The sequence below is a fragment of the Rhodococcus erythropolis NBRC 15567 genome (assembly GCF_001552595.1).
GTDB classification, from domain to species: domain Bacteria; phylum Actinomycetota; class Actinomycetes; order Mycobacteriales; family Mycobacteriaceae; genus Rhodococcus_F; species Rhodococcus_F erythropolis.
On sequence record NZ_BCRM01000001.1, the window covers coordinates 731382 to 758032 of the forward strand.

The 26651-nt window shown below is 61.3% G+C and carries 28 protein-coding genes; 19 read left to right on the plus strand and 9 right to left on the minus strand.

The annotated features are described in order from the left end of the window. Positions 1 to 30: 30 nt before the first annotated feature. Together RE4_RS03565 and RE4_RS03570 are read right to left on the minus strand one after the other, a co-directional pair. Positions 31 to 1026, minus strand: a complete 996-nt coding sequence (locus RE4_RS03565; protein ID WP_046379279.1) for an endonuclease/exonuclease/phosphatase family protein — start codon at positions 1024 to 1026, stop codon at positions 31 to 33. Between the two features lie 67 nt (positions 1027 to 1093). Continuing rightward, the gene (locus tag RE4_RS03570; RefSeq protein ID WP_019745269.1) at positions 1094 to 2515 is read right to left on the minus strand and encodes a short-chain fatty acyl-CoA regulator family protein; all 1422 of its coding nucleotides are present in this window, start codon (positions 2513 to 2515) and stop codon (positions 1094 to 1096) included. Positions 2516 to 2682: 167 nt separating this feature from the next. On the opposite strand from RE4_RS03570, the gene prpD reads away from it, so the two are divergent. The 6 genes from prpD to RE4_RS03600 all read left to right on the plus strand — a co-directional run bounded on the left by prpD (position 2683) and on the right by RE4_RS03600 (position 8597). Next, complete coding sequence (prpD, locus tag RE4_RS03575) at positions 2683 to 4185, plus strand: 2-methylcitrate dehydratase PrpD (RefSeq protein WP_060937995.1); 1503 nt, start codon at positions 2683 to 2685, stop codon at positions 4183 to 4185. Then, positions 4185 to 5102: a methylisocitrate lyase gene (gene prpB / locus RE4_RS03580; RefSeq protein WP_060937996.1), complete on the plus strand. Its 918-nt coding sequence runs from the start codon at positions 4185 to 4187 to the stop codon at positions 5100 to 5102. Before prpD ends, prpB begins: the two co-directional genes overlap by 1 nt. After that, positions 5099 to 6220, plus strand: a complete 1122-nt coding sequence (locus RE4_RS03585; protein WP_060937997.1) for a bifunctional 2-methylcitrate synthase/citrate synthase — start codon at positions 5099 to 5101, stop codon at positions 6218 to 6220. Before prpB ends, RE4_RS03585 begins: the two co-directional genes overlap by 4 nt. Before the next feature lie 189 nt (positions 6221 to 6409). After that, entirely contained in the window at positions 6410 to 7192 is a 783-nt protein-coding gene (locus tag RE4_RS03590) for an enoyl-CoA hydratase (protein ID WP_029256232.1), read from the plus strand. A 60-nt stretch (positions 7193 to 7252) separates the two neighbouring features. Continuing rightward, the gene (locus RE4_RS03595) at positions 7253 to 8113 is read left to right on the plus strand and encodes an SDR family NAD(P)-dependent oxidoreductase (protein ID WP_060937998.1); all 861 of its coding nucleotides are present in this window, start codon (positions 7253 to 7255) and stop codon (positions 8111 to 8113) included. Positions 8114 to 8123: 10 nt separating this feature from the next. Continuing rightward, positions 8124 to 8597, plus strand: coding sequence for a MerR family transcriptional regulator (locus RE4_RS03600; protein WP_042952907.1), 474 nt, complete (start codon positions 8124 to 8126; stop codon positions 8595 to 8597). A gap of 6 nt (positions 8598 to 8603) precedes the next feature. Here the strand turns inward: RE4_RS03600 and RE4_RS03605 are convergent, their stop codons facing one another. Continuing rightward, complete coding sequence (locus RE4_RS03605) at positions 8604 to 9113, minus strand: MarR family winged helix-turn-helix transcriptional regulator (RefSeq protein WP_060937999.1); 510 nt, start codon at positions 9111 to 9113, stop codon at positions 8604 to 8606. Between the two features lie 95 nt (positions 9114 to 9208). Here RE4_RS03605 and RE4_RS03610 point away from each other — a divergent pair, with 95 nt between their 5' ends. Next, entirely contained in the window at positions 9209 to 10177 is a 969-nt protein-coding gene (locus tag RE4_RS03610) for an NAD(P)/FAD-dependent oxidoreductase (RefSeq protein WP_060938000.1), read from the plus strand. On the opposite strand, the gene RE4_RS03615 is transcribed toward RE4_RS03610, so the two are convergent. Together RE4_RS03615 and RE4_RS03620 are read right to left on the minus strand one after the other, a co-directional pair. Next, a complete protein-coding gene (locus RE4_RS03615) occupies positions 10135 to 11055 on the minus strand; it encodes a TIGR01777 family oxidoreductase (RefSeq protein ID WP_060938001.1) in 921 nt (306 codons plus the stop codon). The two genes, RE4_RS03610 and RE4_RS03615, sit on opposite strands and share 43 nt — an antisense overlap. Further along, positions 11052 to 11729 carry a TetR/AcrR family transcriptional regulator gene (locus RE4_RS03620; protein ID WP_060938002.1) on the minus strand — a complete coding sequence of 226 codons (678 nt, stop codon included), beginning with the start codon at positions 11727 to 11729 and terminating at the stop codon, positions 11052 to 11054. Before RE4_RS03620 ends, RE4_RS03615 begins: the two co-directional genes overlap by 4 nt. A gap of 145 nt (positions 11730 to 11874) precedes the next feature. On the opposite strand from RE4_RS03620, the gene RE4_RS03625 reads away from it, so the two are divergent. Together RE4_RS03625 and RE4_RS03630 are read left to right on the plus strand one after the other, a co-directional pair. After that, positions 11875 to 12279 carry an EVE domain-containing protein gene (locus RE4_RS03625; RefSeq protein WP_046379267.1) on the plus strand — a complete coding sequence of 135 codons (405 nt, stop codon included), beginning with the start codon at positions 11875 to 11877 and terminating at the stop codon, positions 12277 to 12279. A 12-nt stretch (positions 12280 to 12291) separates the two neighbouring features. Beyond that, complete coding sequence (locus tag RE4_RS03630; protein ID WP_029256224.1) at positions 12292 to 12738, plus strand: MarR family winged helix-turn-helix transcriptional regulator; 447 nt, start codon at positions 12292 to 12294, stop codon at positions 12736 to 12738. Positions 12739 to 12744: 6 nt separating this feature from the next. On the opposite strand, the gene RE4_RS03635 is transcribed toward RE4_RS03630, so the two are convergent. Further along, the gene (locus RE4_RS03635) at positions 12745 to 13398 is read right to left on the minus strand and encodes a TetR/AcrR family transcriptional regulator (protein WP_029256223.1); all 654 of its coding nucleotides are present in this window, start codon (positions 13396 to 13398) and stop codon (positions 12745 to 12747) included. Positions 13399 to 13491: 93 nt separating this feature from the next. Between RE4_RS03635 and RE4_RS03640 the strand changes: the two genes are divergently transcribed. The 9 genes from RE4_RS03640 to RE4_RS03680 all read left to right on the plus strand — a co-directional run bounded on the left by RE4_RS03640 (position 13492) and on the right by RE4_RS03680 (position 23244). Then, a complete protein-coding gene (locus tag RE4_RS03640; RefSeq protein WP_020909091.1) occupies positions 13492 to 13953 on the plus strand; it encodes a MaoC family dehydratase in 462 nt (153 codons plus the stop codon). Positions 13954 to 13981: 28 nt separating this feature from the next. Beyond that, positions 13982 to 15154, plus strand: a complete 1173-nt coding sequence (locus RE4_RS03645) for an acyl-CoA dehydrogenase family protein (protein ID WP_060938003.1) — start codon at positions 13982 to 13984, stop codon at positions 15152 to 15154. A gap of 9 nt (positions 15155 to 15163) precedes the next feature. Next, the gene (locus tag RE4_RS03650) at positions 15164 to 16297 is read left to right on the plus strand and encodes an acyl-CoA dehydrogenase family protein (RefSeq protein WP_060938004.1); all 1134 of its coding nucleotides are present in this window, start codon (positions 15164 to 15166) and stop codon (positions 16295 to 16297) included. A 131-nt stretch (positions 16298 to 16428) separates the two neighbouring features. Continuing rightward, a complete protein-coding gene (gene htpG / locus RE4_RS03655; RefSeq protein ID WP_060938005.1) occupies positions 16429 to 18351 on the plus strand; it encodes a molecular chaperone HtpG in 1923 nt (640 codons plus the stop codon). Positions 18352 to 18509: 158 nt separating this feature from the next. Then, positions 18510 to 19049 (plus strand): DinB family protein, encoded by a 540-nt coding sequence (locus RE4_RS03660; RefSeq protein WP_060938006.1) that lies wholly within the window; start codon positions 18510 to 18512, stop codon positions 19047 to 19049. Between the two features lie 92 nt (positions 19050 to 19141). Continuing rightward, complete coding sequence (locus tag RE4_RS03665; RefSeq protein WP_060938007.1) at positions 19142 to 20722, plus strand: FAD-binding oxidoreductase; 1581 nt, start codon at positions 19142 to 19144, stop codon at positions 20720 to 20722. Next, on the plus strand, positions 20719 to 21636 hold the full coding sequence (locus RE4_RS03670; protein WP_003940547.1) for a diacylglycerol kinase: 918 nt from the start codon (positions 20719 to 20721) through the stop codon (positions 21634 to 21636). Before RE4_RS03665 ends, RE4_RS03670 begins: the two co-directional genes overlap by 4 nt. A gap of 46 nt (positions 21637 to 21682) precedes the next feature. Then, positions 21683 to 22510 (plus strand): potassium channel family protein, encoded by an 828-nt coding sequence (locus RE4_RS03675; protein WP_060938008.1) that lies wholly within the window; start codon positions 21683 to 21685, stop codon positions 22508 to 22510. Between the two features lie 47 nt (positions 22511 to 22557). Beyond that, positions 22558 to 23244 carry a TetR/AcrR family transcriptional regulator gene (locus RE4_RS03680; RefSeq protein WP_060938009.1) on the plus strand — a complete coding sequence of 229 codons (687 nt, stop codon included), beginning with the start codon at positions 22558 to 22560 and terminating at the stop codon, positions 23242 to 23244. Positions 23245 to 23250: 6 nt separating this feature from the next. Here the strand turns inward: RE4_RS03680 and RE4_RS03685 are convergent, their stop codons facing one another. Continuing rightward, positions 23251 to 24435: a metallophosphoesterase gene (locus RE4_RS03685; protein WP_020970747.1), complete on the minus strand. Its 1185-nt coding sequence runs from the start codon at positions 24433 to 24435 to the stop codon at positions 23251 to 23253. A 123-nt stretch (positions 24436 to 24558) separates the two neighbouring features. Here RE4_RS03685 and RE4_RS03690 point away from each other — a divergent pair, with 123 nt between their 5' ends. Further along, entirely contained in the window at positions 24559 to 25191 is a 633-nt protein-coding gene (locus RE4_RS03690; RefSeq protein ID WP_060938010.1) for a GyrI-like domain-containing protein, read from the plus strand. 17 nt (positions 25192 to 25208) lie between these two features. Here RE4_RS03690 and RE4_RS03695 read toward each other — a convergent pair whose 3' ends face one another. Together RE4_RS03695 and RE4_RS03700 are read right to left on the minus strand one after the other, a co-directional pair. After that, positions 25209 to 25601 (minus strand): RNA-binding S4 domain-containing protein, encoded by a 393-nt coding sequence (locus RE4_RS03695; RefSeq protein ID WP_029256216.1) that lies wholly within the window; start codon positions 25599 to 25601, stop codon positions 25209 to 25211. A 24-nt stretch (positions 25602 to 25625) separates the two neighbouring features. Beyond that, positions 25626 to 26501: an oxygenase MpaB family protein gene (locus RE4_RS03700; RefSeq protein WP_060938011.1), complete on the minus strand. Its 876-nt coding sequence runs from the start codon at positions 26499 to 26501 to the stop codon at positions 25626 to 25628. Positions 26502 to 26651 lie beyond the last annotated feature (150 nt).

The following is a 26651-nucleotide window of genomic DNA, read 5'->3' on the forward strand; positions in this document are numbered from 1 at the left end:
GCCCCGGTGCTCGCTCAATCCAGGATTTAGTCAAGACAACGTGATGTCGGCAATCAGGCCGTGGTGATCGGATCCCTTGATCTCGATCCGTTCCAAGGATGTCGCCACGGCGCCTTTGGTGATTATGTGGTCGATACCGACCACCGCCGGATACCACTTGTCGGTCGGGTACGTCGGGATCAGGCCGGAACCCAATTGATCGGCGGCGCTGGTGTATCCGTTGCTGAGGAGATTCCGGAACTGTTTGTTCGAGTACGACGCATTGAAATCGCCGCTGACTATCACATTGTCCATCCCGGCGACTTCGTCCATGTAAGACCCAAGCTTCTGCTGCTCGGCCGCCCACACCGAAGCCGGCGAGATGTACGCAGGTGCCGGATGCACGGCGAACAATGTGACTGGCTGCGCCAAGCCGACATTCAGCTCTGCGGACAGCGTTTCGGGTGAGAACCCGTCGAGGCTACGTGGATTGGAGAGAGGAAAGCGACTGTAGATTCCGGCCCCGCCACCGCCGTCGGCGTAGGGGATCAGGAACTGGTGGCTCAGAACCTCTTCAAGCCCGGCGGCTTCGAGCGCCTCGGCTTCCTGGTACGTCAACTCCTGGACCGTCACCACGTCGACGTTGCGTTCGCGGACCATCGCCACAAGCGACTCCGGATCCGCTGCACCGACCATCAAGTTGGCCTGCATCAACCGAATCGATGGACCGTTCGCAGACGTCGACTCCCCAGTTCCGCCGATGTACAGCGGGCTCACAGACCATCCGAACAGTGCAAGGACGACAAGGGATGCGGCACATACGATCCACTGAAGCCCGATACCCGAGACGACGGCACCGATCAGCGGAGCAATCATCAACAAGGGTGCCACTGACGCCAGAACGATCACGATGTTGTGATCGACGTCCAGCTGAGTTGCGATCAAGGCAACCAAACCCGTCACGATTCCGGCCACACCAACCACGGCCGAAAGGCGGCGAAGAACCAGTCGACGAGGGGTCACGGTATCGGGTTGCATGACATCCATCGAAGCAGAAAGGCGCCGTAGCTCCGGGGAAGCGCAGGTGGAGTCGGTGCGCCCTATTGTTTGCGCCCTACTGTTGCGGATACGGCAGATGGCTGCTGCTGTTCTGACTGACGGAGATCGAGCGGCCGAGTTGGGGGAAGGCGCGTTGAGAGCACGCCGGTCTGTCACAGACTTTGCACCCCGCGCCGATCGGCACGATGGTCGCGGGGTCGTCCGTCTGGATTCCGTGGGAGTAGACCATGCGATCGGCGTAGCCGATGTCGCAACCGAGTCCGACGGCGAAGTTCCGCTCGGGGGCGAGGTACCCGAGCCCGCCGCTGTGGGTAGTGCGCGCCACCCAGAGGTATGTCCGGCCGTCGGGCATCTTCGCGACCTGGGTGAGGATGCGCCCTGGGCTCGCGAACGCCTCGTGGATGACCCACAGCGGGCAACTGCCGCCGACTCTGGAGAAGTGAAAAGCGGTAGCGGACTGTCTCTTCGAGATGTTTCCGGCGCGATCGGTTCTGACGAAGAAGAAGGGAATGCCGCGCTGGCCGTGCCGTTGGAGTGTGGACAACCGGTGGCAGACGGTCTCGAAGCCGACCTCGAACTTGAGGCTCAGCAGATCGATGTCGTATCGCAAGGCCTCAGCGGATTCCAGGAATTGGGTGTACGGCAGTAGTAGCGCGCCGGCGAAGTAATGCGCGAGTCCGATGCGGGCGAGAGCTGCGGATTCGGCACTCAATGATTCATCCTCGGCGACAAGAGAATCGATCACGTCGGCTTGGGTGAAGAAGGCCAACTGCATCGCGATCTGGAACGCGCGTTGCCCTGCCGACAGACGACGGGCGAGGGTGAGTACCGACTTGTCCGGATCGTAGAAACGCTTGGGGCCGAGCTTGTCTGGTTCGTCGGTACGGATCGTCACGGTGACGCCGTGCTGATCGCGAAGTAGTCGTGCCAGTTGCAAATCCACTGCGCCAACGGACAATCCGTTGTCCACGAACATCTGCTCGGCAGCGTCGTCCAGAACGGCGATGTGATTCTTTCGGTCGTAGAAGAAGTCCCGAACCTCCTCGTATGGCATGGGTACGAGCGACACATCAGATGCGGCCTCGCCGGACAATTGCGTCGAGAACTGGTCCAACTGCTCGGTTGCGGCGTGCAAACGACGGTGCAACATCACGAGGGTGCGTCCGACCGCGGGCATTCGGGCCACCAATTCGTCCACCTCGGCCAGCGATACGTCCCCGGATTCCGAGGTTTCGGCCAAGGCGTGATGAACGTCAGCCACGAGGCGTGCGTCGGAATCGGAGGCGAAGAATTGCACGTCGAGATCGAACTCGGCGTTGAGCTTGAGAAGGACGGGGACCGTCAGCGGTCGTTGATCGTTCTCTAGTTGATTGACATAGCTGGGGGAGAGTTCGAGTGCCTTCGCCAGTGCGGACTGTGACAGGTTTCGTTCTTCCCGCAGCCGTCGCAGCCGCGCTCCCGCGTACATCTTCTTCATCGAATCTCCTCGGTGCCGATCGCGTTCACCCTACCGAGGAGCCATTCGCAACATTCGCAAGATTGCAGGATTGTTATTGCACAAATAGGCAATTGCGAGGGCCTATCCCGAGGTGAACGAGCTGCGTAGCGTGCAAATAGATACCGAAGCACGTGAGAAGAGGATCGATGAAGACGCATCTCGTACGCACCCACCGCTCTGCCGAAGAGTTCCCCAAGGAAGACCACCTCGCGTGGAAGATCGCGGAAGTTGCGACGGATTCCGTCGAGGTCACCGACGCCACGTCCGACATGATCGTCAACCGGATAATCGACAACGCGGCAGTTGCCGCAGCTTCCCTGGTGCGCCGCCCCGTAGTGAATGCGCGTGCACAGGCGCAGTCACATCCGTACACGCCCGGGTCCACCGTGTTCGGTATCTCGGGTACTTTCTCGCCCGAGTGGGCCGCCTGGGCGAACGGCGTCGCGGTTCGTGAACTCGACTTCCACGACACGTTCCTCGCCGCCGAGTACTCGCACCCCGGTGACAACATCCCGCCGATCCTTGCCGTCGCTCAGCACACCGGCCGTGACGGTAAGGACCTGATTCGTGGTCTCGCAACCGGCTACGAGATCCAGATCGACCTGGTTCGGGCTATCTGTCTGCACGAGCACAAGATCGACCACGTCGCACACCTCGGCCCCTCGGCTGCGGCAGGTATCGGAACCTTGCTCGGCCTGGGCACCGAGACGGTCTACCAGGCAATCGGCCAGGCGCTGCACCTCACGACGGCTACACGGCAGTCCCGCAAGGGCGAGATCTCCAGCTGGAAGGCCTACGCGCCCGCGCTGGCCGGCAAGGTTGCCGTCGAGGCAGTCGACCGTGCGATGCGCGGTGAAGGTGCGCCGTCACCGATCTGGGAAGGCGAAGACGGCGTGATCGCCTGGCTGCTCGGTGGCCCGGACAAGGAGTACCACGTTCCGCTTCCAGGTTCTGGTGAGGCGAAGCGCGCCATCCTCGACTCGTACACCAAGGAACACTCCGCGGAGTACCAGAGCCAGGCGCCGATCGACCTCGCTCGCCGGATGCGTTCTCGCGTCGGTGATCTCGACCAGATCGCCTCGATCGTCTTGCATACCAGTCACCACACCCACGTCGTGATCGGCACCGGTTCCGGCGATCCGCAGAAGTTCGACCCCACCGCATCGCGTGAAACTCTCGACCACTCGGTGATGTACATCTTTGCCGTTGCGCTGCAGGACGGTACGTGGCACCACGAGCATTCCTACGCGCCAGAGCGTGCACAGCGCCCCGACACGATCGAGCTGTGGAACAAGATCTCCACGCGCGAAGATCCCGAATGGACACGCCGTTACCACTCGACGGATCCGGACGAGAAGGCTTTCGGTGCTCGCGCCGAGATCACCTTGAAGAGCGGCGAGGTCATCGTCGACGAGCTTGCGGTGGCTGATGCGCACCCGCTCGGCGCACGTCCGTTCGCTCGCGATCAGTACGTCGCGAAGTTCCGCACCCTCGCCGAGGGCGTCATCGAGCCGAGCGAACAGGACCGCTTCCTCGACGCGGCGCAGCGCACCGCCGAATTGAAGGCAGGCGAACTGGATCAGCTGACCTTCACCGTTTCCGAAGACGTTCTCGCTCGGGCTCCCAAGGTCGCCAAGGGACTCTTCTGATGACGGGCCTCATTGCCGCATCGACGTCTGTAGCCGACAAGCGGATTGCCTTCCGGGCCGGGCTGACGTCCGGAAAGATTCAACGACTCCCCGGTGCGATCAATCCGTTGACAGCCAAGCTCATTCAGGAAATCGGGTTCGAAGGTGTCTACGTTTCGGGTGGTGCGTATTCCGCCGGATTGGCGCTTCCCGACATCGGGCTGACCACGTTGACCGAGGTCGCCGCCCACAGCAAGCAGATCGCGCGGGTCACCGACCTCCCGACGCTCATCGACGCCGACACCGGTTTCGGTGAACCCATGAGCGCTGCCCGCACGGTCACGATCTTCGAGGACGACGGTATAGCCGGCCTGCACCTCGAGGATCAGATCAACCCCAAGCGCTGTGGGCACCTCGACGGCAAAGCGATCGTGCCCACCGAAGACATGGTTCGCCGAGTTCGTGCTGCAGTCTCGGCACGTCGCGACCCGAACTTCGTCATCTGCGCGCGCACCGATGCTGCCGGAATCGACGGTATCGACGCAGCGATCGAGCGAGCAAAGGCCTACACAGATGCCGGTGCCGATCTGATCTTCACCGAAGCTCTTGCCACCGAAGGAGACTTCGAGAAGTTCCGCGCAGCAGTCGACACTCCGTTGCTCGCCAACATGACCGAGTTCGGGAAGTCGAATCTCATTTCGGCGAAGACGTTGGAAGAGATCGGTTTCAACGCCGTCATCTACCCCGTGACCACTCTTCGGTTGGCGATGTTCGCCATCGAAAAGGGCCTGCGCGAGATTTTTGCGGAGGGCACGCAAGAAGGGCTGCTCGGTGAGATGCAGCACCGCAGCAGGTTGTACGAGATTCTCGAGTACGAGCGTTACAACGAATTCGACAGTGGCATTTTCAATTTCAGCTTGGAGGGGAGTAGGACATGACCGAACAGATTCCGACGATCTACAAGGGCTTGGCCGGAGTTGTCGTCGACACGACGGCTATCTCCAAGGTAGTGCCCGAGACGAATTCGTTGACGTATCGCGGTTACGCAGTGCAGGACCTCGCCGCGAATTGTAGCTTCGAAGAAGTTGCGCACCTGCTGTGGTACGGCGAACTGCCGACACCCGAGCAGCTCGAATTGCTCTGTCTGCGTGAGCGTGCGGCTCGCCGTGCCGATCGATCACTGCTCTCGCTCCTGACCAAGATGCCGGACAACTGCCACCCCATGGATGTGGTCCGTACGGCGATCAGCTACCTCGGCGCCGAGGATCCGGCGGAGGACGACAACTCGGAGAAGGCCAATCTGGCCAAGGCACTGCGGATGACGGCTGTGCTTCCGACCATCGTCGCAGCCGATTTCCGCCGCCGGCGCGGCCAGGATCCCATCGCGCCGCAGTCGGACCTGGGTTTCGCCGAAAACTTCTTGAACATGTGCTTCGGTGCTGTTCCGGAGCCGGCGATCGTAAAGGCCTTCGAGGTCTCGCTGATCCTGTATGCGGAGCACTCCTTCAACGCCTCGACGTTTGCCGCTCGTGTTGTGACGTCCACACTTTCGGACATCTACAGCGCAGTGACGGCTGCGATCGGCACGCTCAAGGGCTCGTTGCACGGCGGCGCAAACGAAGCTGTCATGCACGACATGCTCGAGATCGACGACCCCGACCGCGCAGAAGCCTGGATGTCGGAGAAATTGGCTGCCAAAGAGAAGGTCATGGGCTTCGGGCACCGTGTCTACAAGAACGGTGATTCGCGTGTTCCGACCATGAAGCAGGCGCTCCTCGACGTAGCGGCAGCGACGGACGGCGAGAAGTGGGTGCAGATGTACGAGATCCTCGAGAAGACGATGGTCAGTGCCACCGGAATCAAGCCGAATCTCGATTTCCCCACGGGCCCTGCGTATTTCCTTATGGGCTTCGACGTCGAGATGTTCACGCCGATCTTCGTGATGAGCCGCATCACCGGATGGACGGCGCACATCATCGAGCAGGGGCAGTCGAATGCACTGATCAGGCCGCTGAGTCAGTACTCCGGTGTGCCGCAGCGGACCGTTGTGGCATAACGCTTTCAACAATCGTGGCATGACACCCCACTAATGCTGCGTCGGCGAGGTTCGGTTCTGGCATCACCGTCTCCTGGCCTCGTCGACGCCTCTCCGTTCGCACTATCTGCAACTTCGCACCGAATATTCGCAAAGATACTCGAGTGCAATGTGTTTCGTTTGTTCCTTGCCGGTAATAGCGTCAGTGTCATGACTGAAACGCACGAAGACATCTCGATCATTCGTCATGGCGACACGCTTGACGTCGTGTTCAACCGGCCGGAAAAACACAACGCATTGACTCCTCAGATGTACGACGCCATTGCCGGAGCCTGCCGAAGCGCCGACTCCGACCGCGAGATCCGGTTACTCACTCTCCGAGGTGCTGGGGGAGAGGCGTTCTCGGCGGGTTCCGACATAGGCCATTTTCAGACCTTCTCGAGTTTTCACGACGGGCTCGACTACGAAAGTCGGTTCGTCGGCGTGCTGACCGAACTCGAGAAAGTGCGGGTTCCCACGCTGGCGGTCATCGACGGTGTGTGCGCGGGAGCCGGGCTGTTGTTAGCGGCAGCGTGCGATGTGCGGATCGCGACGCACGGGTCCCGCTTCTGCCTTCCGATCGCGCGCACGCTCGGAAACTCGTTGTCGGTCCATTCCGTGGCGTTGCTGGCGGACAGGATCGGCAGTTCGCGTCTGATGTCGTTGGTCGCTCGGGCGGGGGTCATGTCGAGCGACGAGGCTCTGCGGAACGGCTTCCTCAGCGACTGTGCAACAGAGACCGAGTTCGCGAGCCTGACTGCCCAGGTATCGCGGGAACTCCTTGCGGCTGCCCCGATGACCGTGTGGACGATTCGAGAGTCCCTGCGCCGCATCAGGACCCGATCGATCACCGACAACGATGATCTGATGCGCATGATCTACAGCAGTGACGACTTCAAAGCCGGTGTCGACGGTTTCCTTCGCGGCGAGCGACCGGTTTGGGCCGGCGTGTAGCTCGGCTGTAGAACCAAAGGCTTGCGTTGGAGCGCGCTCTAACCCCTAGCGTTGCCGACCATGACAACAAAAACCTGGATCATCACTGGAGTTTCTCAGGGTTTCGGCCGCGAGCTTGCAGTGTCCGCACTTCGAACCGGGGACGCGGTAGTCGCGGCAGTTCGTAGGCCCGAGTCCGTTGCAGATATCGCGTCGGAGCATCCGGATCGGTTCTCGGCGGTGACGTTCGACGTCCGCGACACCGCGGCGGCACCCAGCGTCGTCGAACATGCGCTCGAGCATTTCGGTCGTGTCGACGTGCTGGTCAACAATGCCGGTCGCGGGATGGTCGGCGCGGCGGAGATGGTGGACGATTCGACCTTGCGGGATCTCATGGAACTGCACCTGATCGGACCCGCCGCGTTGGTGCGCGCCGTCCTCCCTTCGATGCGAGCGCAGGGCAGCGGAACGATCGTGCAGATGAGCAGTCAAGGCGGCCGCATGTCGTTTCCCGGCGTCGGGGCGTATTCGGCGTCCAAATTCGCGATTGAAGGCTGGTCGGAGGCCCTTGCCGGTGAGGTCGGGCAGTTCGGCATCCGGGTCATGATCGTCGAGCCCAGCCGATTCCGTACAGCATTCAACACACCTGGCGTTCTGAGCTTCGCCGAATCATCCTCGGACTACCGTGATTTGCTCGATCCTGTTCTGCGGGACATGGCGGCGGCAGACGGTGTTCAGGAGGGTGATCCGGAGAAGGCAGCAGAGATCATCACCTCGCTGGTGCACAGCGAGAATGTGCCACTTCGCTTGCCGCTCGGAAAGGAAGCCGTGGAGCGGATATCCGCGTCGTATCGGAAGAATCTGGCCGAGGTAGCAGTCTGGGCTGATCTGGCTCGCAGTGCCGACTTCGCGGATGCTGCCGGACCCGTCCGTCCGTTCTAGGCTGAGAAGCATGGCTACCGAAGACTTGATGCGCAAGGCACTCGAGGCACTTGGGGAAGTGGACGGGCCTATGTCGATCGAGGTGATCCATCGACTCGTCGATACAGGGGATGTTCAGGACTCGATGTCGATCGCCGAAGTGTCAGACCTTCTGGATGTTTCGGCGCATACCCTGCGCTACTACGAGAAGATCGGCTTGGTTGCGGTGGATCGTGATTCGAGCGGACATCGTGTGTACGGGCCGGAATCTATTCGCAGGCTGGTGTTTCTGACCCGCATGCGTATCTCGGGCATGGCGATTCGCGACCTGCAGCACTACGTTGAACTGGTCGACGCCGGTGAAGGGACAGTTCCGGAGAGGCTCGACATGCTGCTCGAGCACCGGGACACCGTTCGTCGGCAGATCAAGGAGCTCACATTGTCTTTGGCTGCGACGGAGTACAAGATTGCGACGTACGGCGGGCGGACCGGAGAGCAGAAGTAGCGCGAGCTACTTGTCCTGCGTTCGATCCAGCCCGCCTTCCATGGATAGCGCCAACTGCTCGAGTGCCGCGAGAATTTTTCCGCGGCCCCGTCCGAGTTCGGTGAACAATTCACCGTGAGCGGCGAGTTCGCGAGGAAAGACATCATCGACGACAGCGTTTCCCTGGATCGTCATCGTGATCAGTGCAGATCGCCTGTCTTCGGGATTTCTCGTGCGGGAGACAAGGCCTCGCTTCTCCAATCGTGCGAGTGCCTTGCTGACTCCGGCCCGAGACATACCGAGGCGTTCGGCGAGACGAATCGCGGTGACCGGTTCCTCGGCGTATCGAAGCGGCACAAGCAGTTCGACTTCCGAAACGGTGAGGTCCGCGGATCGGTACACCGGTTCGACGGCGAGTTCGAGAAGCGCCGTGATCCGCTTGAGTTGCGCGACAACTTCCATGGGCGACGTGTCGAGGTCAGGATTGTTTTCGGCCCAAAGGTTGCACGTACGGGAGCGGAGTGTTGGTTCGTTCACGATTCCTCAGTTTTGTTAACTGGTAAACAAATTTGCTAGATTGCCAGAATAGCTCACCGTCTGGGGTGGGACGAACTGCGGGACTGGGGGAGTGCATGAGGTTCGATGTGGTGATTGTCGGTGGCGGTGCGGCGGGGTTGAGTGCCGCGCTTGTTCTGGCTCGGGCTCGGCGGCGAGTGATGATCGTCGATGCTGGTAACCCGCGCAATGGTGTCTCCGAGCACCTGCACGGGTACCTGACGCGGGACGGGCAGAGTCCGACGCAATTACTTGCGGCCGGACGCAAGGAGGTTCTCGAGTACGGCGGCGAAATGACGACTGGCACCGCAATCGGAATCGAGCAAACGGAGGACGGTGGATTTCTTGTGCAAACCGACGCGACTGCGTCGCTGGAGGCACGGACTGTTCTGGTGGCGACGGGGTTACGTGACGAGCTGCCGAACATCGCTGGGCTGCAGGATCGCTGGGGAGTCGACGTTTTGCATTGTCCCTACTGCCACGGGTACGAGGTTCGTGATACGCCGATCGGTGTACTCGGGGGTGACAACAGGCCGTTCACCATTCATCAGGCGTCGTTGGTGCGCCAATGGTCGGACGATGTTGTCTTCTTTCCGAATCGCATCGAGCTGACCGGCACCGAGCGGGAGCGGCTGACTGTGAGGGGGATTCGCATCGTAGAAGGCGACGTGGCCGGGGTCTCGGTGGCAGACGGTCGATTGGACGGCGTCGAGTTGGCCTCCGGTCAGGTTGTTCCGCGGAGTGTGGTGTTTGTCGGTCCACGGTTTGTTCCACGCGACGCTTTGCTGACTGACCTGGGATGTGAAGCTGACGAAAATGGTTGGGTGGTAACTGATCCTGCGGGAAGTACCAGCATGCCTGGTGTATGGGCCGCTGGGAACGTGTCGGACTCGCCTGCACAGTTGATCACCGCCGCCGCCGCTGGGTCGAAGGCTGCGATTGCCCTGAATCACTATCTGCTCGAGCAGGATATCGTGCGAGCGGTCGCGACCGCGACCGAACTTCAGCCGAGTGTGACCGGAAGCAGCCCTCGCGGGGTCTCCTGAGCGATCTGTTCCAGCGCAGACTCCAACGTCGGAAATTGATACTGGAAGCCGCTGTCCGCGAGCACCCCTGGTAAAACCCAGCGACTCTTCGTCACCAATTCAGCCTCGGTGCGGATGATTCGTGCGCCGAACTCGAGCATCCAGCCCGGCGTCGGAAACCCGTATTGTCGGCCAAGTTTCGCTCGTACCATCCGCATCATGTCGGTGTTGGTTACCGGATACGGGGATGCGATATTGACCGGGCCTGAGATCTCCGGATGCTCGTAGATGTGGATGACCGAGCGAACGACATCGGCGATATGTATCCAACTGAACATTTGTCGTCCGTCGCCCATTCTTCCGCCGAAGCCTGTTCGGGCCAGGTTCACGAAGGGGTTGATTGCTCCGCCGCCGGCTCCGAGAACGATCGACATTCGTAACGCCACTTTGCGAACGGGGGTTGGGGCTGAGAACAATTCGTGTTCCCACGCCCGCGCGACCGCGACGGAGAATCCCTTACCCAGCTCTCCGTTCTTCTCGTCCATCGGTCGATCCCGCGCGTCTCGATAGATCGTGCCGGTACTGGCATTCGCCCAGAGCGAGGGTGGCTGCGGTGTACGGGCCAGTGCGCGACCCAACAGTGCGGTCGTTTCCATGCGGGAGGAGAAGATTTCGTCGGCATTGTGCTTGTTGTATCGGCAGCTCACAGAGCGTCCGGCGAGGTTGACCAGCAGATCCGCGCCGCTGAGTACGTCGGCGACACCTTGCTCGTCGGACCAGGTGGCATCGCTCGTTCCTCGGCGGCCGATCGTCCGAATCTCGACCCCGTTCGATTCGAGCGCTCGAAGGAGAGATTGCCCTATGTAACCCGACGCCCCACATACAACGACAGTCTTCATGATTTTTTGTTCCGCTCTGGAGAAACGACTTTGGTCATCAGGGCGGCGACGTCGCCGACCAGGCCGCGGGCCACTGGTAACCGCGCGAGGGTGAGCGCTTTGGCGATGATCGGGACCAGGCCGTCAACCAGGGATCGGGTGCGCGTTTGCCCCGGAGACGAGTCGGTGACCCAGTGCAGCGTCACGCCCAGATAGCTGAGCCACAAGAGTGTTGGGAGCTGGGTCTCCAAGGACGCCGGCGTCTTCTGCTTCGACGCCGCCAGTGCTTCGCGCATCAATTCGACGGCCATCGATCTCGCATCACTCGACTCGGCCGAGAACGGGCTGGACGGCGATGCGGTGGGCAGGGCAACGTGCAGAAACGCGCTACCGAAGCCGTGATAGGGCCCCATGACATCGAGTCCGGTGTGCAGAACGATCGCGAGATTTTCCGCGAGTGAGCCACCTTTGCGCAGGAGTGGGAGCGCACGCTCTCGGTGATCACGTTGGATGACGAGATACAGCTCGTGAACCAGTTCGTCTTTGCTGGCGAAGTAGTAGTAGGCATTCCCGAGGGAGACACCTGCCTCAGTCGCGATCTTGCGCATGGTCGTCGCTGCGAAGCCTTCGTCGCGGAAGAGCCGCAAAGCTGTTTCCACCAGCTTTTCCCTGGTTTCGATCCCGCGACTGCTCATGGGTTCCCCTTCTTTGAACGTGTTCAAGTTCAGCGTACGCCCTGAAGTTGAACACGTTCAAGAGTTGATCTGTTGCGAGGAAGATAATAAGCGCGCATACTAAATTCATGATTGAACTTGCGCTCGGTTAACGAGGGGGTTGGTGATGAGTGCCTGGTTAGGGGTTGTCTCGGCCGAACATGTGCGTCGCGCAGTGGATCTTGGGATCGCGCAGATCGGGCACGGGAAGAGGTCCGGATTGGCGCGGATGAAGGCGGGCGATGTGCTTGTCTACTATTCGCCGGTCGAGTCCATTGGTGATCGAGATCCGTTGCGCGAGTTCACAGCCCTCGGTGTGATCGAAGAGGGTGAGATCTGGCAGGCGGACGAGGGGTGCTTCAAGCCGTTTCGGCGTCGAGTGCGATACGAGCAGTTCACGCCCGTTCCTCTCGGCGACGTACGGAGTCGATTGGCATTGACCTCGACACCGAATTGGGGGTATCAGCTCCGCCGAGGCTTGATTCCGTTGGATGGCAACGACGTCGAGATTCTGCGCTCGGCCACGAGCTGACACACTGACGCTGTGGCGAAGAAACTGGAAACCGACTTCGAGGATGCTGGCGACAGTCCGGGTCTGATGTTGTGGCGTGTCACCAATGCTTGGCAGGCTTCGATTCGCGCGGCGCTGCGGCCTTTCGACCTGACTCACGTGCAGTTCGTTCTACTCGCCGCACTGACGTGGCTGGACGCGGAAACGCCGATAACTCAACGCGATCTTGCCGAGTATGCGCGCACTGATCCGATGATGACGTCACAGGTGATACGGACCCTCGAATCCAAGAAATTGGTCGAACGACGTCCACACCCGACCGACGCTCGGGCACGCTCGGTGGTGGTGACCCAGGCGGGTGCGGCCCTGGCAGGCAAGGCAAATCGTGCGGTCGAAGCATCGGATCGGGAATTCTTTGCCGCTCTCGGGGATCGTCAGGCGGCCTTTGTTGCGATGCTCGGCGTGCTTGACCGAAAGTAGCAACCCTCAGTTTTCAAGGGATAACTCTGAAGTGGTCTGCAGCAGTGCATATTTGGCTTCCAGCCCGTCCAGCAGGGATTCCAGCGCGAGTTCGAAACTGGCACCATCGATTTCCGTAGCACGCTCGCGCAACAGATGTGCTCGCGTGAGGTGCGGGTAACGCTCGGCGTAGATCGCCGGATCGTCTACGAATCCGCCGGAGAACGTCGCTGTCGCAGCACCCATGACCACGTACTTGACGGAAGCGCCGATCAGCGTTGCCGTGCGCTGCGGCCATCCGGCCCGCACCAGGCCGCCGTGGATGGCGTTGGCGCGGTCAAGGGCGATGGGCCTGACGCTCGGACCGTAGGCCAAGTAGGGAACGATATTGGGATGCTTGCCCAGGGCGGCGTGGTAGGACCGCGCCCACGTGCACAGCGCACCGCGCCAATCGTCAGAGTCGAAGCCGCTCACGTCGACGGACTCCATGATGACGTTCGCGACGTCGTCGAGTAGCTCGTCCTTGTTGGCGTAATGGCTGTACAGCGATGGTGCTTGCACGCCGAGAACGGTGGCGAGTTTGCGCATCGAGAAGTCGGTCAAACCGTGCTCGTCGACCAGTTTCAGGGCGGTGTCCCTGATGATCGGCTTGCTCAGTAGTGGAATCCGCGGTCGCGCCATCGCACACCCTTTCGTGTGAAAGTACTGGACAACCTTACACCGTGAGTTTATTATCCAATTAACCTAACAGTGTTCGGGAACGTGGAGGATCAGATGACGCGGGTGTTCGAGAACAAGGCCGATCTCCTGGGGGCGGTCGGTGAAACGCTGGGCTCGAGCGAGTGGGTCGAGGTCACCCGCGAGATGGTCCATCAATTTGCCGACGCGACCGGTGACCATCAGTGGATTCACGTCGACGACGAAAGGGCAAAGCGTGAATCACCTTTCGGCGGTCCGATTGCCCACGGGTATCTGACTCTCTCGCTCCTGCCGCTTCTGTCGAAGTCCGTGTACCGCATCGACGGGGCGAAGATGGTCATCAACTACGGGTCCGACAAGGTTCGATTCCCGAGTCCCGTGCCGGTTGGAGCCAAGGTTCGAAACACTGCAGTGCTCTCTGCGATCGAAGAGTTGCCGAACGGTTCGCTGCAGAGTCAGATCACCAACACCGTCGAGATCGAAGGCGTGGACAAGCCAGCCGTTGTTGCGCAGACCGTCGCACGAATCTTGTTCTGAAATCCTGCCAGAAGAAAGCAGACTCCATATGAATCTCGAATTGACCGGTGAGGAAGTTGCGTTCCGCGAGGAGATGCGAAAGTTCTTCACCACCGAATTCTCGCCCGAACTTCGTGCACGTGCAGCGGGATTCGGAAAGCTGACGCGTGAAGACATCGTTGCGGGCCAACAGATTCTGAACGCACACGGACTGGCGGTTCCGCACTGGCCGGTCGAATGGGGTGGCAAGGACTGGACTCCGGTTCAGCGCCACATCTATTCCGAGGAAATGCAGTTGGCGTCGGTACCCAACCCGTTGCCGTTCAATGTGAGCATGGTTGGACCCGTTATCGCGGCCTTCGGCTCGCAGGAGCAGAAGGAGAAGTTTCTCCCGGCGACGGCTAACGCCGATATCTGGTGGTGCCAAGGTTTTTCGGAACCAGAAGCCGGTTCGGATCTCGCTTCACTCAAGACGGCTGCTGTCCGTGACGGCGCGGATTACATCGTCAACGGTCAGAAGACGTGGACTACTCTCGCGCAGCACGCCGAGTGGATCTTCTGTCTGGTTCGGACAGATGCCAGTGCCCAGAAGCGTCAGGCAGGAATTTCGTTCCTGCTCATCGATTTGGCGACTCCCGGCATCACGATTCGTCCCATCAAACTGATCGACGGCAGCGTCGAGGTCAACGAGGTGTTCTTCGACAACGTCCGTGTTCCTGCGGAAAATCTTGTCGGCGAGGAGAACAAGGGCTGGGACTACGCCAAGTTCCTGCTCGGAAACGAACGCACGGGGGTCACACGGGTCGGGTTCTCCAAAACCCTTGTCGCCACGGCAAAAGAGAAGGCGCGGGAGGTTCGCGTCGGAACCGGCACCCTCCTCGAGGATCCGTTGTTCGCGGCTCGGTTGGCCGAGTTGGAAAACGAATTGCTTGCACTGGATCTGACTCAACTGCGAGTTGTGGCGAGTTCGGCAGACGGAAAGCCGAATCCGGCATCCTCGCTGCTCAAGCTCCGTGGCTCCGAATTGCAGCAGGCAGCAACGGAATTGCTGATGGATGTCGCCGGACCGGACTCTCTGCCGGTAGACATCGCCGACATCGACTCGCCGGAGTGGGCGCAGCAGGCGGCGCCGCGCTACTTGAACTACCGGAAGGTTTCCATCTACAGCGGATCAAGTGAGGTGCAGCGCTCCATCATTGCCTCCTCGATCCTCGGATTGTGAGCATCTGACATGAATTTCGAACTCGACGACGAACAGACGATGCTTCGCGACACAACGCGCGAATTACTCAGCCGCAGCTACGACGCGGAGAAGCGCAACGCCACCTCGGCCACTGCCGAGGGATGGAATGCCTCGGTGTGGAAGCAGTTCGCCGAGCTCGGGCTGCTCGGCCTGCCATTCGCGGAGGCCGATGGCGGGATGGGCGCTGGGCCGGTCGAGACCATGGTGGTGATGACCGAACTGGGCCGCGCGCTTGCACCCGAGCCGTATTTGGGTGGTGTTCTGATCCCCGGTGGGTTGATTGCTGCGATCGGTTCGGCAGATCAGCGGGCGCGACTCCTGCCGGCGCTCAGCGACGGGACCACGTTGTCGGCCTTTGCCCATACGGAACCTGGCACGCGCTGGCCGGTCGCCACTGTCACGACCGCGGCATCGAAGGCGGGATCGGGGTGGACGATCACCGGCGTCAAGAACCCGGTTCTGCAGGGCGACAGCGCGCACGTCGTGATCGTCAGTGCCACACTTCCAGGCGGCGGCACCGGGCTCTTCCTGGTGGATGCAGAAGGCTCGGGTGTCACACGGAGCACGTACGCCACCCATGACGGCCGTCGCGGCGCGCAGTTCACGTTCACCGATGCCGCGGCCGAACAACTTGGTGAGGGCGGCGATGTCACGGCGGCGATCGTTGACGCAGAGGTCCGGGCGCAGGCAGCTCTGTGCGCCGAGGCGATCGGAATCATGACCGAGGCGCTGCGACTGACGACGGATTACCTGAAGCAGCGCAAGCAGTTCGGTGTTCCGCTCGCGAAGTTCCAGACGCTGACTCATCGTGCGGCCGACATGTACGTGGCGCTCGAACTGGCGAGCAGTATGAGTCTGTACGCGACCATGGCCATCGCCGACGGAGTGATCGATCCGACCATCGCGTCGCGAGCGAAGCTGGCTGTCGGTCGTGCCGCGCATCAGATCGGTCAGGAAGCAATTCAAATGCACGGTGGTATCGGTATGACAGCCGAGTATCCGGTCGGGCACTACGTCTCGCGGCTGGTGGCCATCGAACACACTTTGGGCGCATCGGACGATCACCTCAGGGTGCTGGCCGGCGGCGTCTCGAACTATTCGATGGTTGACGTCACCGAGTAGATCGGTGGGTGAAGATAACGGGAGGTCATGCGCAGGTCGCGTGGCCTCCCTTGTCTGTGCGGGGGCCGGCCCGCGGTATTCGAGGTCGAGTAAAATCCCTGTGATCAGTCCGAGAAGAGAAAGGGATCGAAGTGACCGCGCATACCGAGCAGCTCGAGTTCCAAGCAGAAACACGTCAGCTGCTGGATCTGATGGTTCATTCAATCTATACGAACAAGGACAGCTTCCTTCGTGAGTTGATCTCCAACGCTTCGGACGCGCTGGACAAACTCCGCCTCGAGTCGTACCAGGACAAAGACCTCAACGTCGACGTCTCCGATCTGCATATCGAGATCGACATCGACAAGGCGGCACGCACCCTGACCATCCGCGACAACGGCATCGGAATGTCGCGTGACGAGGTCGTCGACCTGATCGGCACGCTCGCCAAGTCCGGCACCGCCGAGGTGCGTCGTAAGCTCAAGGAAGCCAAGGATGCAGCGGCATCGGAAGAACTGATCGGTCAGTTCGGCATCGGCTTCTACTCCACGTTCATGGTGGCGGACAAGGTCACGCTGCTGACCCGCCGCGCCGGTGAAGATCACGCGACGCGCTGGGAGTCGACCGGCGAAGGCACGTACACGCTCGAGCATGTGAACGAGGCGCCGCAGGGCAGCTCCGTGACCCTGCACCTGATGCCCGAGGATTCCGAGAACGGCCTGCACGACTACACGTCGGAATGGAAGATCATGGAACTGGTCAAGAAGTACTCCGACTTCATCGCTTGGCCCATCCGCATGGATGTCGCTCGTACATCGACGCCGGCCGAGGGCGAAGAGCCCGAGGTCACCATCGAGACGATCAACTCGATGAAGGCACTGTGGACTCGCTCCAAGGACGAGGTGTCCGAGGACGAGTACAAGGAGTTCTACAAGCACGTCAGCCACGCCTGGGACGAGCCTCTCGAGGTCATCCCGATGAAGGCCGAAGGTACTTTCGAATACCAAGCGCTGCTGTTCATTCCGTCGACGGCGCCGTTCGATCTGTTCATGCGTGAGCGCAAGGCCGGCATCCACCTCTACGTCAAGCGCGTCTTCATCATGGACGACTGCGAAGAGTTGGTGCCCGATTACCTGCGCTTCGTCAAGGGCGTGGTCGACGCACAAGACCTCTCGCTCAACGTCTCTCGTGAAATTCTGCAGCAGGACCGGCAGATCGCTGCCATCCGTCGTCGTCTGACCAAGAAGGTCCTCTCGACCATCAAGGACATGAAGGCGAACGAGCCCGAGAAGTACTCGACCTTCTGGACCGAGTTCGGACGCGCGCTCAAGGAAGGCCTGATGGCCGATGCCGACAACCGCAAGACGCTGCTCGACATCTCTTCGTTTGCCTCGACCAACAGCGAAGAGGGCGTGACCACTCTCGCCGAGTACGTGGAGCGCATGAAGGACGGCCAGGAACAGATCTACTTCATGACGGGCGAATCCCGTCACCTCATCGAAAGCTCCCCGCACATGGAGGCTTTCAAGGCCAAGGGCCTCGAGGTTCTGGTTCTCACCGACCCGGTGGACGAGATGTGGGTCGACGCTGTCTCGGACTTCGACGGCAAGACCTTCCAGTCGATCGCCAAGGGCGAGGTCGACCTCGACACCGAGGACGAGAAGAAGGCGGCCGAGGCCGAGCGCGAAGAGAAGGAGAAGGAATTCGGCGAGCTGCTGACGTGGCTGACCGAAACCCTGTCCGACGACATCAAGGAAACGCGTCTCTCGACGCGACTGACCACCTCGGCTGCCTGCATCGTCGGCGACGCGTTCAGCATGTCTCCGACGCTCGAGAAGATGTACAAGGCTTCGGGTCAGCCTGTTCCGCACAGCAAGCGCATCCTCGAGCTCAACCCGGAGCACCCGCTTGTCTCGGGCCTTCGGGAGGCGCAGGCCGCCAACGACAATGCGGAGAACCTGACTGAGACGGCTCAGTTGCTCTACGGCATGGCGTTGCTTGCCGAGGGCGGCGAGCTGAGCGACCCGGCGCACTTCACGCGCCTGCTGGCCGATCGTTTGGCCCGCACAGTCTGATCTCGTTCTAGCTCGCTCGAACTCCCGGCACTCACCCTCATTGGTGAGTGCCGGGAGTTTTTTCTTTGATCGTTTTCTAATGAGGACCGTTTCTGTCCGCAATGACTTCTAACGTAGTTCTCACAGGGCAAAGAACCCACGAGCGAAGGAAAAACATCATGAACGCACCGACCACCACCGTCACCGGCGAGAGCGCGGATCTCCTCCAGAGCCTGCGTCAACATCGTGAATTCCTTCTCTTCACGGTCAAGGACCTCACCGACGAGCAGGCTGCTTCGAGGCCGACCGTGAGCGAACTGTGCCTAGGCGGATTGATCAAGCATGTGGGTCAGGCGGAGAAGGGTTGGGTCGACTTCATTCTGGAAGGGCCGGCCGGACTTGGCGGGGACTTCGACCCGACCCAGTGGTCGGAAGAGATGCAACAGGAACGGGCGAACGAATTTGCCATGGTCGAGGGTGAAACCTTGGCAAGCATCGTTTCCGAGTATGAAGGGATCGCGGCCAGGACCGACCAGTTGGTGGCCTCGCTGGACAGCCTCGACATCTCTCATCCACTTCCGAGCGCTCCGTGGTTCGAAGCCGGCGCTCGCTGGTCAGCGCGGCGCGCATTGCTGCACATCATCGCCGAGACGGCCCAGCATGCGGGCCACGCAGTCATGCTTCGTGAAGCCATCGACGGCTCGAAGACGATGGGTTGATCGACAGCTCGATCAACCGGGATGTTTACACATCACACAAATATGTAACACTAGTGTCTATGAGCACCGAAAAGTCTGCCTTGCAACCGCCGATGCAGTGGGACGCCTGGGGCGATCCGGCCAAGAAGCGTGAACTGTCGGACGCAGTCACATCATTGTTGACCGGATTTCTCGGTGTGTCCGCACCGACTCGCTCGCGCCTCGCCATCGAAGACGTTCAGGTGACTCCGTCCGCCCTGGCTCAGTCGCACGTCGAGGCGCTGGCTGGGCTGGTCGGGGCCGAGTACGTCAGCACCGAGGATTCGGATCGAATCCTTCGGGCCGGTGGCAAGAGCACCCCGGATCTGCTTCGTCGTCGTAGCGCCGAGCCGCAGGACGCACCGGACGCAGTCGTCACTCCAGGGACAGGCGCAGAGGTCGAGCAGGTTCTCCGATACTGCTCTGCCAACCGGATCGCAGTGGTCCCGTTCGGTGGTGGCACCAGCGTCGTCGGCGGGCTCGATCCCATTCGTGACGGGTTCGACGCTGTTCTATCTCTCGATCTGCACAGGTTCGATCAGCTCGTCGGGTTGGACGAGGAATCGGGCATCGCGACGTTCGGCGGCGGAACCACCGGCCCACGGGCCGAGGAGCTTCTGCGTGAGCACGGTTTCTCGGTCGGGCACTTCCCGCAGAGCTTCCTGTTCGCCACTCTGGGCGGGTTTGCCGCCACCCGGTCTTCGGGGCAGGCGTCGGCTGGATACGGACGTTTCGAGGACATGGTCCAGGGCCTCACCGTTGTCACCCCGAGCGGTGTGGTCGAGACCGGGCGTGCGCCGGCCTCTGCCGCAGGCCCCGATCTGGGTGAGCTTTTTGTCGGCTCCGAGGGGACATTCGGCGTCATCACGCACGTGCGTGTCCGGGTTCACCGCCTGCCCGAGACCACCGTGCGCGAAGGGTGGAGCTTCCCCGACTTCGCCACCGGCGCAGCAGCATTGCGTGAGCTGGTCCAGGAAGGATCGGCTCCGACCGTACTGCGATTGTCCGACGAGGCCGAGAGCGGCGTGAATCTGGCGACCACCGACAAGATCGGCGAGAACGCCTTCACCGGTGGTTGCCTCGGCATCACCACCTACGAGGGCACCGCTTCGCACACCGCTGAACGGATGGCGGAGGCCCGAGCAATTCTCACCGCTCACGGTGGGACTTCGCTCGGTGAGGAGCCCGGAAACAGTTGGGAACACGGGCGATTCGATGCGCCGTATCTGCGTGACGCTCTTCTCGACGTCGGCGCACTGTGTGAAACCCTCGAGACAGCAACCACCTGGGGTAACCTCGCGAACCTGCGCTCCTCGGTCACCGAAGCGCTGACCAAGGCTCTCGTCGAGCAGGGGACTCAGCCGCTCGTCATGTGCCACATTTCTCACACGTACAAGACCGGTGCTTCGCTGTACTTCACAGTAGTCAGCGCGCAGACCGAGGATCCGATCGCTCAGTGGCACAAGGCGAAAACTGCCGCTGGCGATGCGATCATCGCCGCCGGTGGCACGATCACCCATCATCACGCAGTCGGAGCTGACCATCGCCCGTGGATGAAGGACGAGATCGGCGAATTGGGCGCGAATATCCTTCGCGCAGTGAAGAATGCAGTTGACCCTGCCGGCATCCTCAATCCTGGAAAGCTGATTCCGTGACCGAAACCCGCAGTCAGATCGAGAAGGTTACCGTCCTGATCAATCCGATGGCGGGACATGGTCACGCGCCTGCGGCCGGACGCAAAGGTGTTGCGCGACTGCGTGCTCGGGGAGTTGCCGTCACCGAGATCATCGGAACCGATGCCGACGACGCCAAGAAGTTGGCGCGTCGTGCGATCGAGGAGGGTACCGACGCGCTGGTGGTGGTCGGCGGTGACGGTGCCATCAGCATCGGATTGCAGGCTGCCGCGTTGACCGATACTCCTATCGGGCTCATCCCGGCGGGCACCGGTAACGATCACGCCCGTGAGTTCGGCATTCCCACAGGCGATCCCGAGGCAGCCGCCGATGTGATCGCCGACGGCGTCGTGCAGCAGTCCGACCTGGCGAAGATCACGCTTGCCGACGGTTCCGTCGTCTGGTCGGGAACGATCATCGCGAGCGGATTCGATTCGCTGGTCAGTGAACGGGCCAATCGGATGTCGTGGCCCAAGGGACCGATGCGCTACAACTTGGCGATGCTCGCCGAGTTGGCGAAGATGAAGCCGCTGCCGTACCGGATCGAACTCGACGACGAGGTCATCACGGTGGACGCGACGCTCGTGGCTGTCGGCAACGGCCGCTCGTACGGTGGCGGCATGCTCATCACTCCGGGCGCGTCGAAGTCTGATGGGTTGCTGGATCTGACCGTCGTCGGGCACGGTTCGAGGTTGCGTCTGGTGCGCCTGTTTCCGCGGGTGTACAAGGGAACTCACGTCTCCTTGGATGCGGTACAGACGTATCGGTCGAAGAAGGTCCGGTTGGTCTCCGAGGGCATCATCGCCTACGCGGACGGCGATCGGGTGGGGCCGTTGCCCATCACGATCGAGGCAGTTCCCATGGCGCTCAACATCTTGACGCACACTCGGATCTGAGTTGGTTCTGCCGGTCACGCGGTAGCAGTGGTGTAAGACTTCTCGGATGAACGAATCGAGGAAGTCGGTGCACCGCCGCACTGCGTGGACGTCGGAGCGGTGGCAGCTCACCACCGACATCCCCTTGACCGCTGCGGCCTGCCTGTTCTTGGTGGCGTACGCGTACCAAGTCCTGGCGCAACCGACTGGCTTCCCGCATCGCCTGACCGAATGGATCATGTGGGCCGCGTGGGTCGTATTTGCCGTCGACTACGCAGTTCGCCTGTGGTTGGCTCCTGCACGCGGTCGCTGGTTCGTCAGGCATTTCTTGGATTTGGCGATGGTGGTGCTACCCATGCTGCGTCCCTTGCGCCTCCTTCGATTGGTCACCCTGCTTGCAATAGTCCACCGCTCGAGCGGGCAAAGCTTGCGTGGACGAGTGGTTGTTTACGCCACCGGGGCCACGGCCTTGCTGATCGGTGTCGCGGCACTGGCCATGCTCGACGCCGAGCGGCACGCTGAGGGCGCCGCCATCACGTCGTACGGGACGGCGTTGTGGTGGGCGATGGAGACGGTTACGACCGTCGGTTACGGAGACATGGCTCCTGTCACTACAACCGGGCGCCTGATCGCCGGAGCGTTGATGATCGGCGGAATTGCATTGCTGGGCATCGTGACTGCCACACTCGCTTCCTGGTTGGTCGAGCGAGTGGCGGAACAGGACGAGGCAGGGCAGGCCGCGACGCGTAAGCAGGTGGCAGATCTGTCCGTGGAGGTCCGAGCTTTGGCCACCCGCACGCACCGAGTCGATCTCGCGTCCGTCGATACCGATTCGCTGCGTCGCGAACTGGCGTCGAGGGGAGTCGTGGCGCAGCATGCACCTTCGGACAATTGACCCGCAGTACAGCAAACAATAGAACGATGGTCTGATAATCTTGCGTGATGGTGGCGACCCACGGATTCCAGCGCGCGCGCAGGCCCGAACAGATCGAAGCACGTCGGTGCGCGATTCTCGACGCAGCTCGCGCGATGCTCGGGTCCAAGCCAGTCGCAGACATCAGTCTGCGTGAGCTCAGTGAGAGCGTCGGCCTCGCGAAGTCGAACGTGCTCCGGTACTTCGACAGTCGCGAGGCCATCTTTCTCGAAGTGCTCGACGAGAACTGGGTAGCGTGGCTGGACGGGTTGTCCGAGTCGTTGACTCCGACCAGTGACGACTCACCGTTTGCCGCTGAAATTCATGTGGCATCCGCGGTTGCGGAATCGCTTGTCTCACAGCGGTTGCTGTGCGAGTTGATGAGTGTCATGGCCGGTGTCCTCGAAAGAAACATCTCCGTCGACTTCGCCCGTGACTTCAAGAGGCGGGCGACGGTCAACTCGGGAAGGTTTGCGTCGCTGGTTCATTCGCAACTGCCCCATCTCTCGGAGGGCGACGCCGCTCAATTCGCCAAGGTAACCCTGGTGATCGTTGCCGGCTTGTGGCCGACTGCCGAGCCGACTGAATCCATGGTCGTCGTACTGAACGAGATGCAGGCGCCCCCGGCCTCCGACATGTTCGCAGTCGGCCTGCGTGAAGGTCTGATCAACCAGCTCGTCGGGTTGTCGGCGCGAGCGGCAACCCGAACGAGCTGAGAACGATCAGGCGCTGTGCAGCGTCAGAACGGTTATCTCGCTCGGTGCGAACACCCTGAAGGGCGGACCCCAGAATCCGGTTCCCCGGCTGGTGTACAGCTGCGTACGTTCTCCGTGCCTGGTAAGCCCGTGCACCGACGGTTGATCGAGTTTCACCAGAAAGTTGAAGGGCCAGATCTGTCCGCCGTGGGTATGACCGGCGAGCTGCAGATCCACTCCCGCGGAAGCGGACTGAGTAACCTGCTTCGGTTGGTGGGCGAGCATCAGGATCGGCAATTCGGGGTCGGAGCCGGCCAGGGCCATGTCGAAGTTCGCGCCGTGCCCGTCCAGTTTCGATCCCAACGCTGTCGCATCGTCGACTCCGGCGATGACCAGTCTGTCTCCGCCCTTGGTGACGACGAGGTGGCGGTTGTGCAGCGCGTCCCAGCCGATCGAGGTCATGTAGTCGAGCCACTCCTGAGCCTCGTGGAAGTACTCGTGATTGCCGGTCACGTAGACGCGAGCGAGCCCGGCTTCGACCGATGCGAGGGGGGTCGCTTGGCCGAGGCGCTGCTCTACCGTTCCGTCGGCGATGTCACCGACGTGGGCCACGATGTCGGCGTCGAGATCGTTGACTGCCGCGATCACGCGCTCGGACCACTTCTCGCGATTGATCGGCCCGAAGTGAGTGTCGGTGATCGCGACTACCCGAAGTTTGTCCATCCCCGCACCAAGGCGGGGGATGGTGACGTCGACCTGCTTGATCCGTGGCAGTCTCATGGCTTCCCGGTAGCCCCAGATCAGCAGAAGGGCCGAGATGATCAGTGCGGCAACGGCGACAATTCTCGATCGAAGCGGGTCATCCACGCCGCCGACGAGCAGTCCGAGCCTCAGAACTTCGCCGAGCAGGGTCCACACGAACACGACCCAGATGATTCCGAGGAGGGCGTCGCCGATCAGGCGAACTGGATCGCGGTCGGTGTGTCCGTGGCTGAGCACCATGCTCGCAGGCAGGGCGATCAAGAGGGCGGCAAACAGAACGGTGCCGAAAACTGCCACCGCCGTCGGCCAGTCCGGCCGGATGAACAAGCTCCACCATGGGTACACGAACAACAGAGCCAAGATCGACGCGACAATCGCGGATATGGCAACGATCCGCAACGGTCTGCGGCGCGGAACTCGAGCGACGTCGGTCGCCTGGGGTGTAGTCACCCCGTCCAGAGTAAAGGTCCACTGGTCTATTAACAAGGGGACAGTGGTCCGCTATCGGGATGTCGGTGTTCTCGGATAGATTTCCGAACGTTGAAACTCGGCCAGTGATCAGGTGGGTGGCGTATGGAGAAGTACGACGTCAAGAAGGCATACAAGGATCTCTACTCGCCTGGGCGCCGCGATTTTGCCCTCGTGACCGTTCCCCGTTTCGGCTACTTCGCCGTCGACGGTCATGGTGATCCCAACACTGCCACCGAGTACTCCGAGGCGCTCGAAGCGCTGTATTCGGTGTCCTACTCGGCAAAATTCGCGAGCAAGAAGGAATTGGATCGCGACTTCGTCGTTGGCCCGCTGGAAGGGTTGTGGCGGGCAGATGACCCCGAGGTGTTCGTGACACGGGACAAGGCGTCGTGGGATTGGACGATGATGATCTCGCAACCGGAGTGGATCACGGAGACCGAACTGTCTGCGTCGATTGACGCAGTCCGGGCCAAGGCAGTGCGGGCCAAGAAGGAGATTGCCGCTCTGGACAAGGTCAGGTTTCTCGAGTTGGAGGAAGGTCTGTCCGTCCAGATTCTTCACGTCGGCTCGTACGACGACGAAGCTCCCACCCTGGACCGGCTGCACAACACGTTCATCCCGTCGAACGGCCTGAGCTTCAACGGCGATCATCACGAGATCTATCTCAGCGACGCTCGCCGTACACCGCCCGAGAAGCTGAAGACGGTTCTGCGTCAGCCTGTTTCGAGGTCGTGACGCGTTCGAGGCGGTGGTTACGGCTCGAGGCCGCGCAACTTCTCGAGGTCACGTCGCTCGCGCTTGGTCGGTCTGCCGGCGCCGCGATCACGTCGCGGAATGGACGCAATCAGTTCGGGCGGTGGTGGGGGCGGCGAATTGTCCTGCAGGCAATCGGCGGCCAGCACCGCGCTGACTCGCTTCGTGATCGGCTTGACCACGACGACAATGCGTTCGATGCCGGATACACGCACCCGCACCTCGTCGCCGGCTTTCACCTGCTGAGCCGCCTTTGCCGACGTTCCATTGACCCGAACGTGTCCCGATCGGCAGGCCGTCGCCGCCTGCGAGCGTGTCTTGAACAGCCGAACCGCCCACGTCCAGCTGTCCACGCGGACACTGATCGCGTCGGAGGGGAGTTGGGCTGGCACGCACTCCAGCCTACCGACGAGTGCTCACAGACCCTGCGCGCGGATGCCCGAGTAGGCGCGCGGTGCATACCGCAGTCGTAGCGGCAGCAGATGCCAGAACCGATCTGTCAATGTCAGGAAGCGGGCGAACCAGAAGTACATCCGTTCGTCGCGCGGAGTCCATTCCCATTCAAGGGTCTTGCGTGCCTTCTCCGGCATCAGTGCCTTGCCGATCCAGTTCGCCACGGCCATCGTGGGGCGAGAGCTAAGACGCCACAGCCACGTCGGAACCTTCGGAGCCGGTGCGATGTCGTGCTCGGCGATGCGCGTCGACCATTTTGTGGTGTGGGTGTTGATCAGGTGGTTGTCGAGCATGTCTTCCCAATACGTGCGGAAGCTGGCGTAATCGTCGAAAGCCGGTCGATCGGTGAGTCCGTAACAGCGCCACCAGGTTACGGCCTCACGGACAAGTTGGTCCTTCTGCTCCTGCGTGAACTTCTTGTACGCGAATCGCTCGTTGAAATCGAGAATCACCTCGAAGAACGTGACGTGTGTCCACCAGAAAGTGTCAGGAGTGAGGGCGTGGTAGCGCCCGCCGGTTTCGTCGATTCCTTTGAGATCGGTGTGGAAGTTGCGAACGAGCGTGCCTGTGCCCTCTTCGGTCCGGTCGTACACGACGCCGTAGATGGGCGGCAGTGAGCGGAACAGGCGGTCGAGCGGGTTGTCGAAGAAATTCGAATGATCTTGCAGCGCTCCGCTTACCGCGGGGTGCATGTTCTGCAGGGTGCCTGCGCGTCCGAGGTACAGCAGGCCGCGAACGTCGCCGAAGTGTGTCCATGTCAGGGAGCCGGGGCCGATCGGATCGGCTAGTAGTTCTCGAGGCTTCGATCGACGAGTGCCCGTGTCTGCGTCGCTGCTCATCTGGGTGCCCCTCCGCCTGCCATCATGTGACAACGGTTGTTGTCACATGATGACTTTTACTGCGCTACGCGAATTTGTCAATCGATTCGACAAGATCTGTCCGAAAACAACTCCGGCCCCTCACCTGCAACAGGTGAGGGGCCGGAAAGG

Coding starts and splice junctions, on each gene's coding strand:
- RE4_RS03565 (WP_046379279.1), bottom strand. CDS start 1,026: ATGGATGTCATGCAACCCGATACCGTGACCCCTCGTCGACTGGTTCTT.
- RE4_RS03570 (WP_019745269.1), bottom strand. CDS start 2,515: ATGAAGAAGATGTACGCGGGAGCGCGGCTGCGACGGCTGCGGGAAGAA.
- prpD (WP_060937995.1), top strand. CDS start 2,683: ATGAAGACGCATCTCGTACGCACCCACCGCTCTGCCGAAGAGTTCCCC.
- prpB (WP_060937996.1), top strand. CDS start 4,185: ATGACGGGCCTCATTGCCGCATCGACGTCTGTAGCCGACAAGCGGATT.
- RE4_RS03585 (WP_060937997.1), top strand. CDS start 5,099: ATGACCGAACAGATTCCGACGATCTACAAGGGCTTGGCCGGAGTTGTC.
- RE4_RS03590 (WP_029256232.1), top strand. CDS start 6,410: ATGACTGAAACGCACGAAGACATCTCGATCATTCGTCATGGCGACACG.
- RE4_RS03595 (WP_060937998.1), top strand. CDS start 7,253: ATGACAACAAAAACCTGGATCATCACTGGAGTTTCTCAGGGTTTCGGC.
- RE4_RS03600 (WP_042952907.1), top strand. CDS start 8,124: ATGGCTACCGAAGACTTGATGCGCAAGGCACTCGAGGCACTTGGGGAA.
- RE4_RS03610 (WP_060938000.1), top strand. CDS start 9,209: ATGAGGTTCGATGTGGTGATTGTCGGTGGCGGTGCGGCGGGGTTGAGT.
- RE4_RS03615 (WP_060938001.1), bottom strand. CDS start 11,055: ATGAAGACTGTCGTTGTATGTGGGGCGTCGGGTTACATAGGGCAATCT.
- RE4_RS03620 (WP_060938002.1), bottom strand. CDS start 11,729: ATGAGCAGTCGCGGGATCGAAACCAGGGAAAAGCTGGTGGAAACAGCT.
- RE4_RS03625 (WP_046379267.1), top strand. CDS start 11,875: ATGAGTGCCTGGTTAGGGGTTGTCTCGGCCGAACATGTGCGTCGCGCA.
- RE4_RS03635 (WP_029256223.1), bottom strand. CDS start 13,398: ATGGCGCGACCGCGGATTCCACTACTGAGCAAGCCGATCATCAGGGAC.
- RE4_RS03640 (WP_020909091.1), top strand. CDS start 13,492: ATGACGCGGGTGTTCGAGAACAAGGCCGATCTCCTGGGGGCGGTCGGT.
- RE4_RS03645 (WP_060938003.1), top strand. CDS start 13,982: ATGAATCTCGAATTGACCGGTGAGGAAGTTGCGTTCCGCGAGGAGATG.
- RE4_RS03650 (WP_060938004.1), top strand. CDS start 15,164: ATGAATTTCGAACTCGACGACGAACAGACGATGCTTCGCGACACAACG.
- RE4_RS03660 (WP_060938006.1), top strand. CDS start 18,510: ATGAACGCACCGACCACCACCGTCACCGGCGAGAGCGCGGATCTCCTC.
- RE4_RS03665 (WP_060938007.1), top strand. CDS start 19,142: ATGCAGTGGGACGCCTGGGGCGATCCGGCCAAGAAGCGTGAACTGTCG.
- RE4_RS03675 (WP_060938008.1), top strand. CDS start 21,683: ATGAACGAATCGAGGAAGTCGGTGCACCGCCGCACTGCGTGGACGTCG.
- RE4_RS03680 (WP_060938009.1), top strand. CDS start 22,558: ATGGTGGCGACCCACGGATTCCAGCGCGCGCGCAGGCCCGAACAGATC.
- RE4_RS03690 (WP_060938010.1), top strand. CDS start 24,559: ATGGAGAAGTACGACGTCAAGAAGGCATACAAGGATCTCTACTCGCCT.
- RE4_RS03700 (WP_060938011.1), bottom strand. CDS start 26,501: ATGAGCAGCGACGCAGACACGGGCACTCGTCGATCGAAGCCTCGAGAA.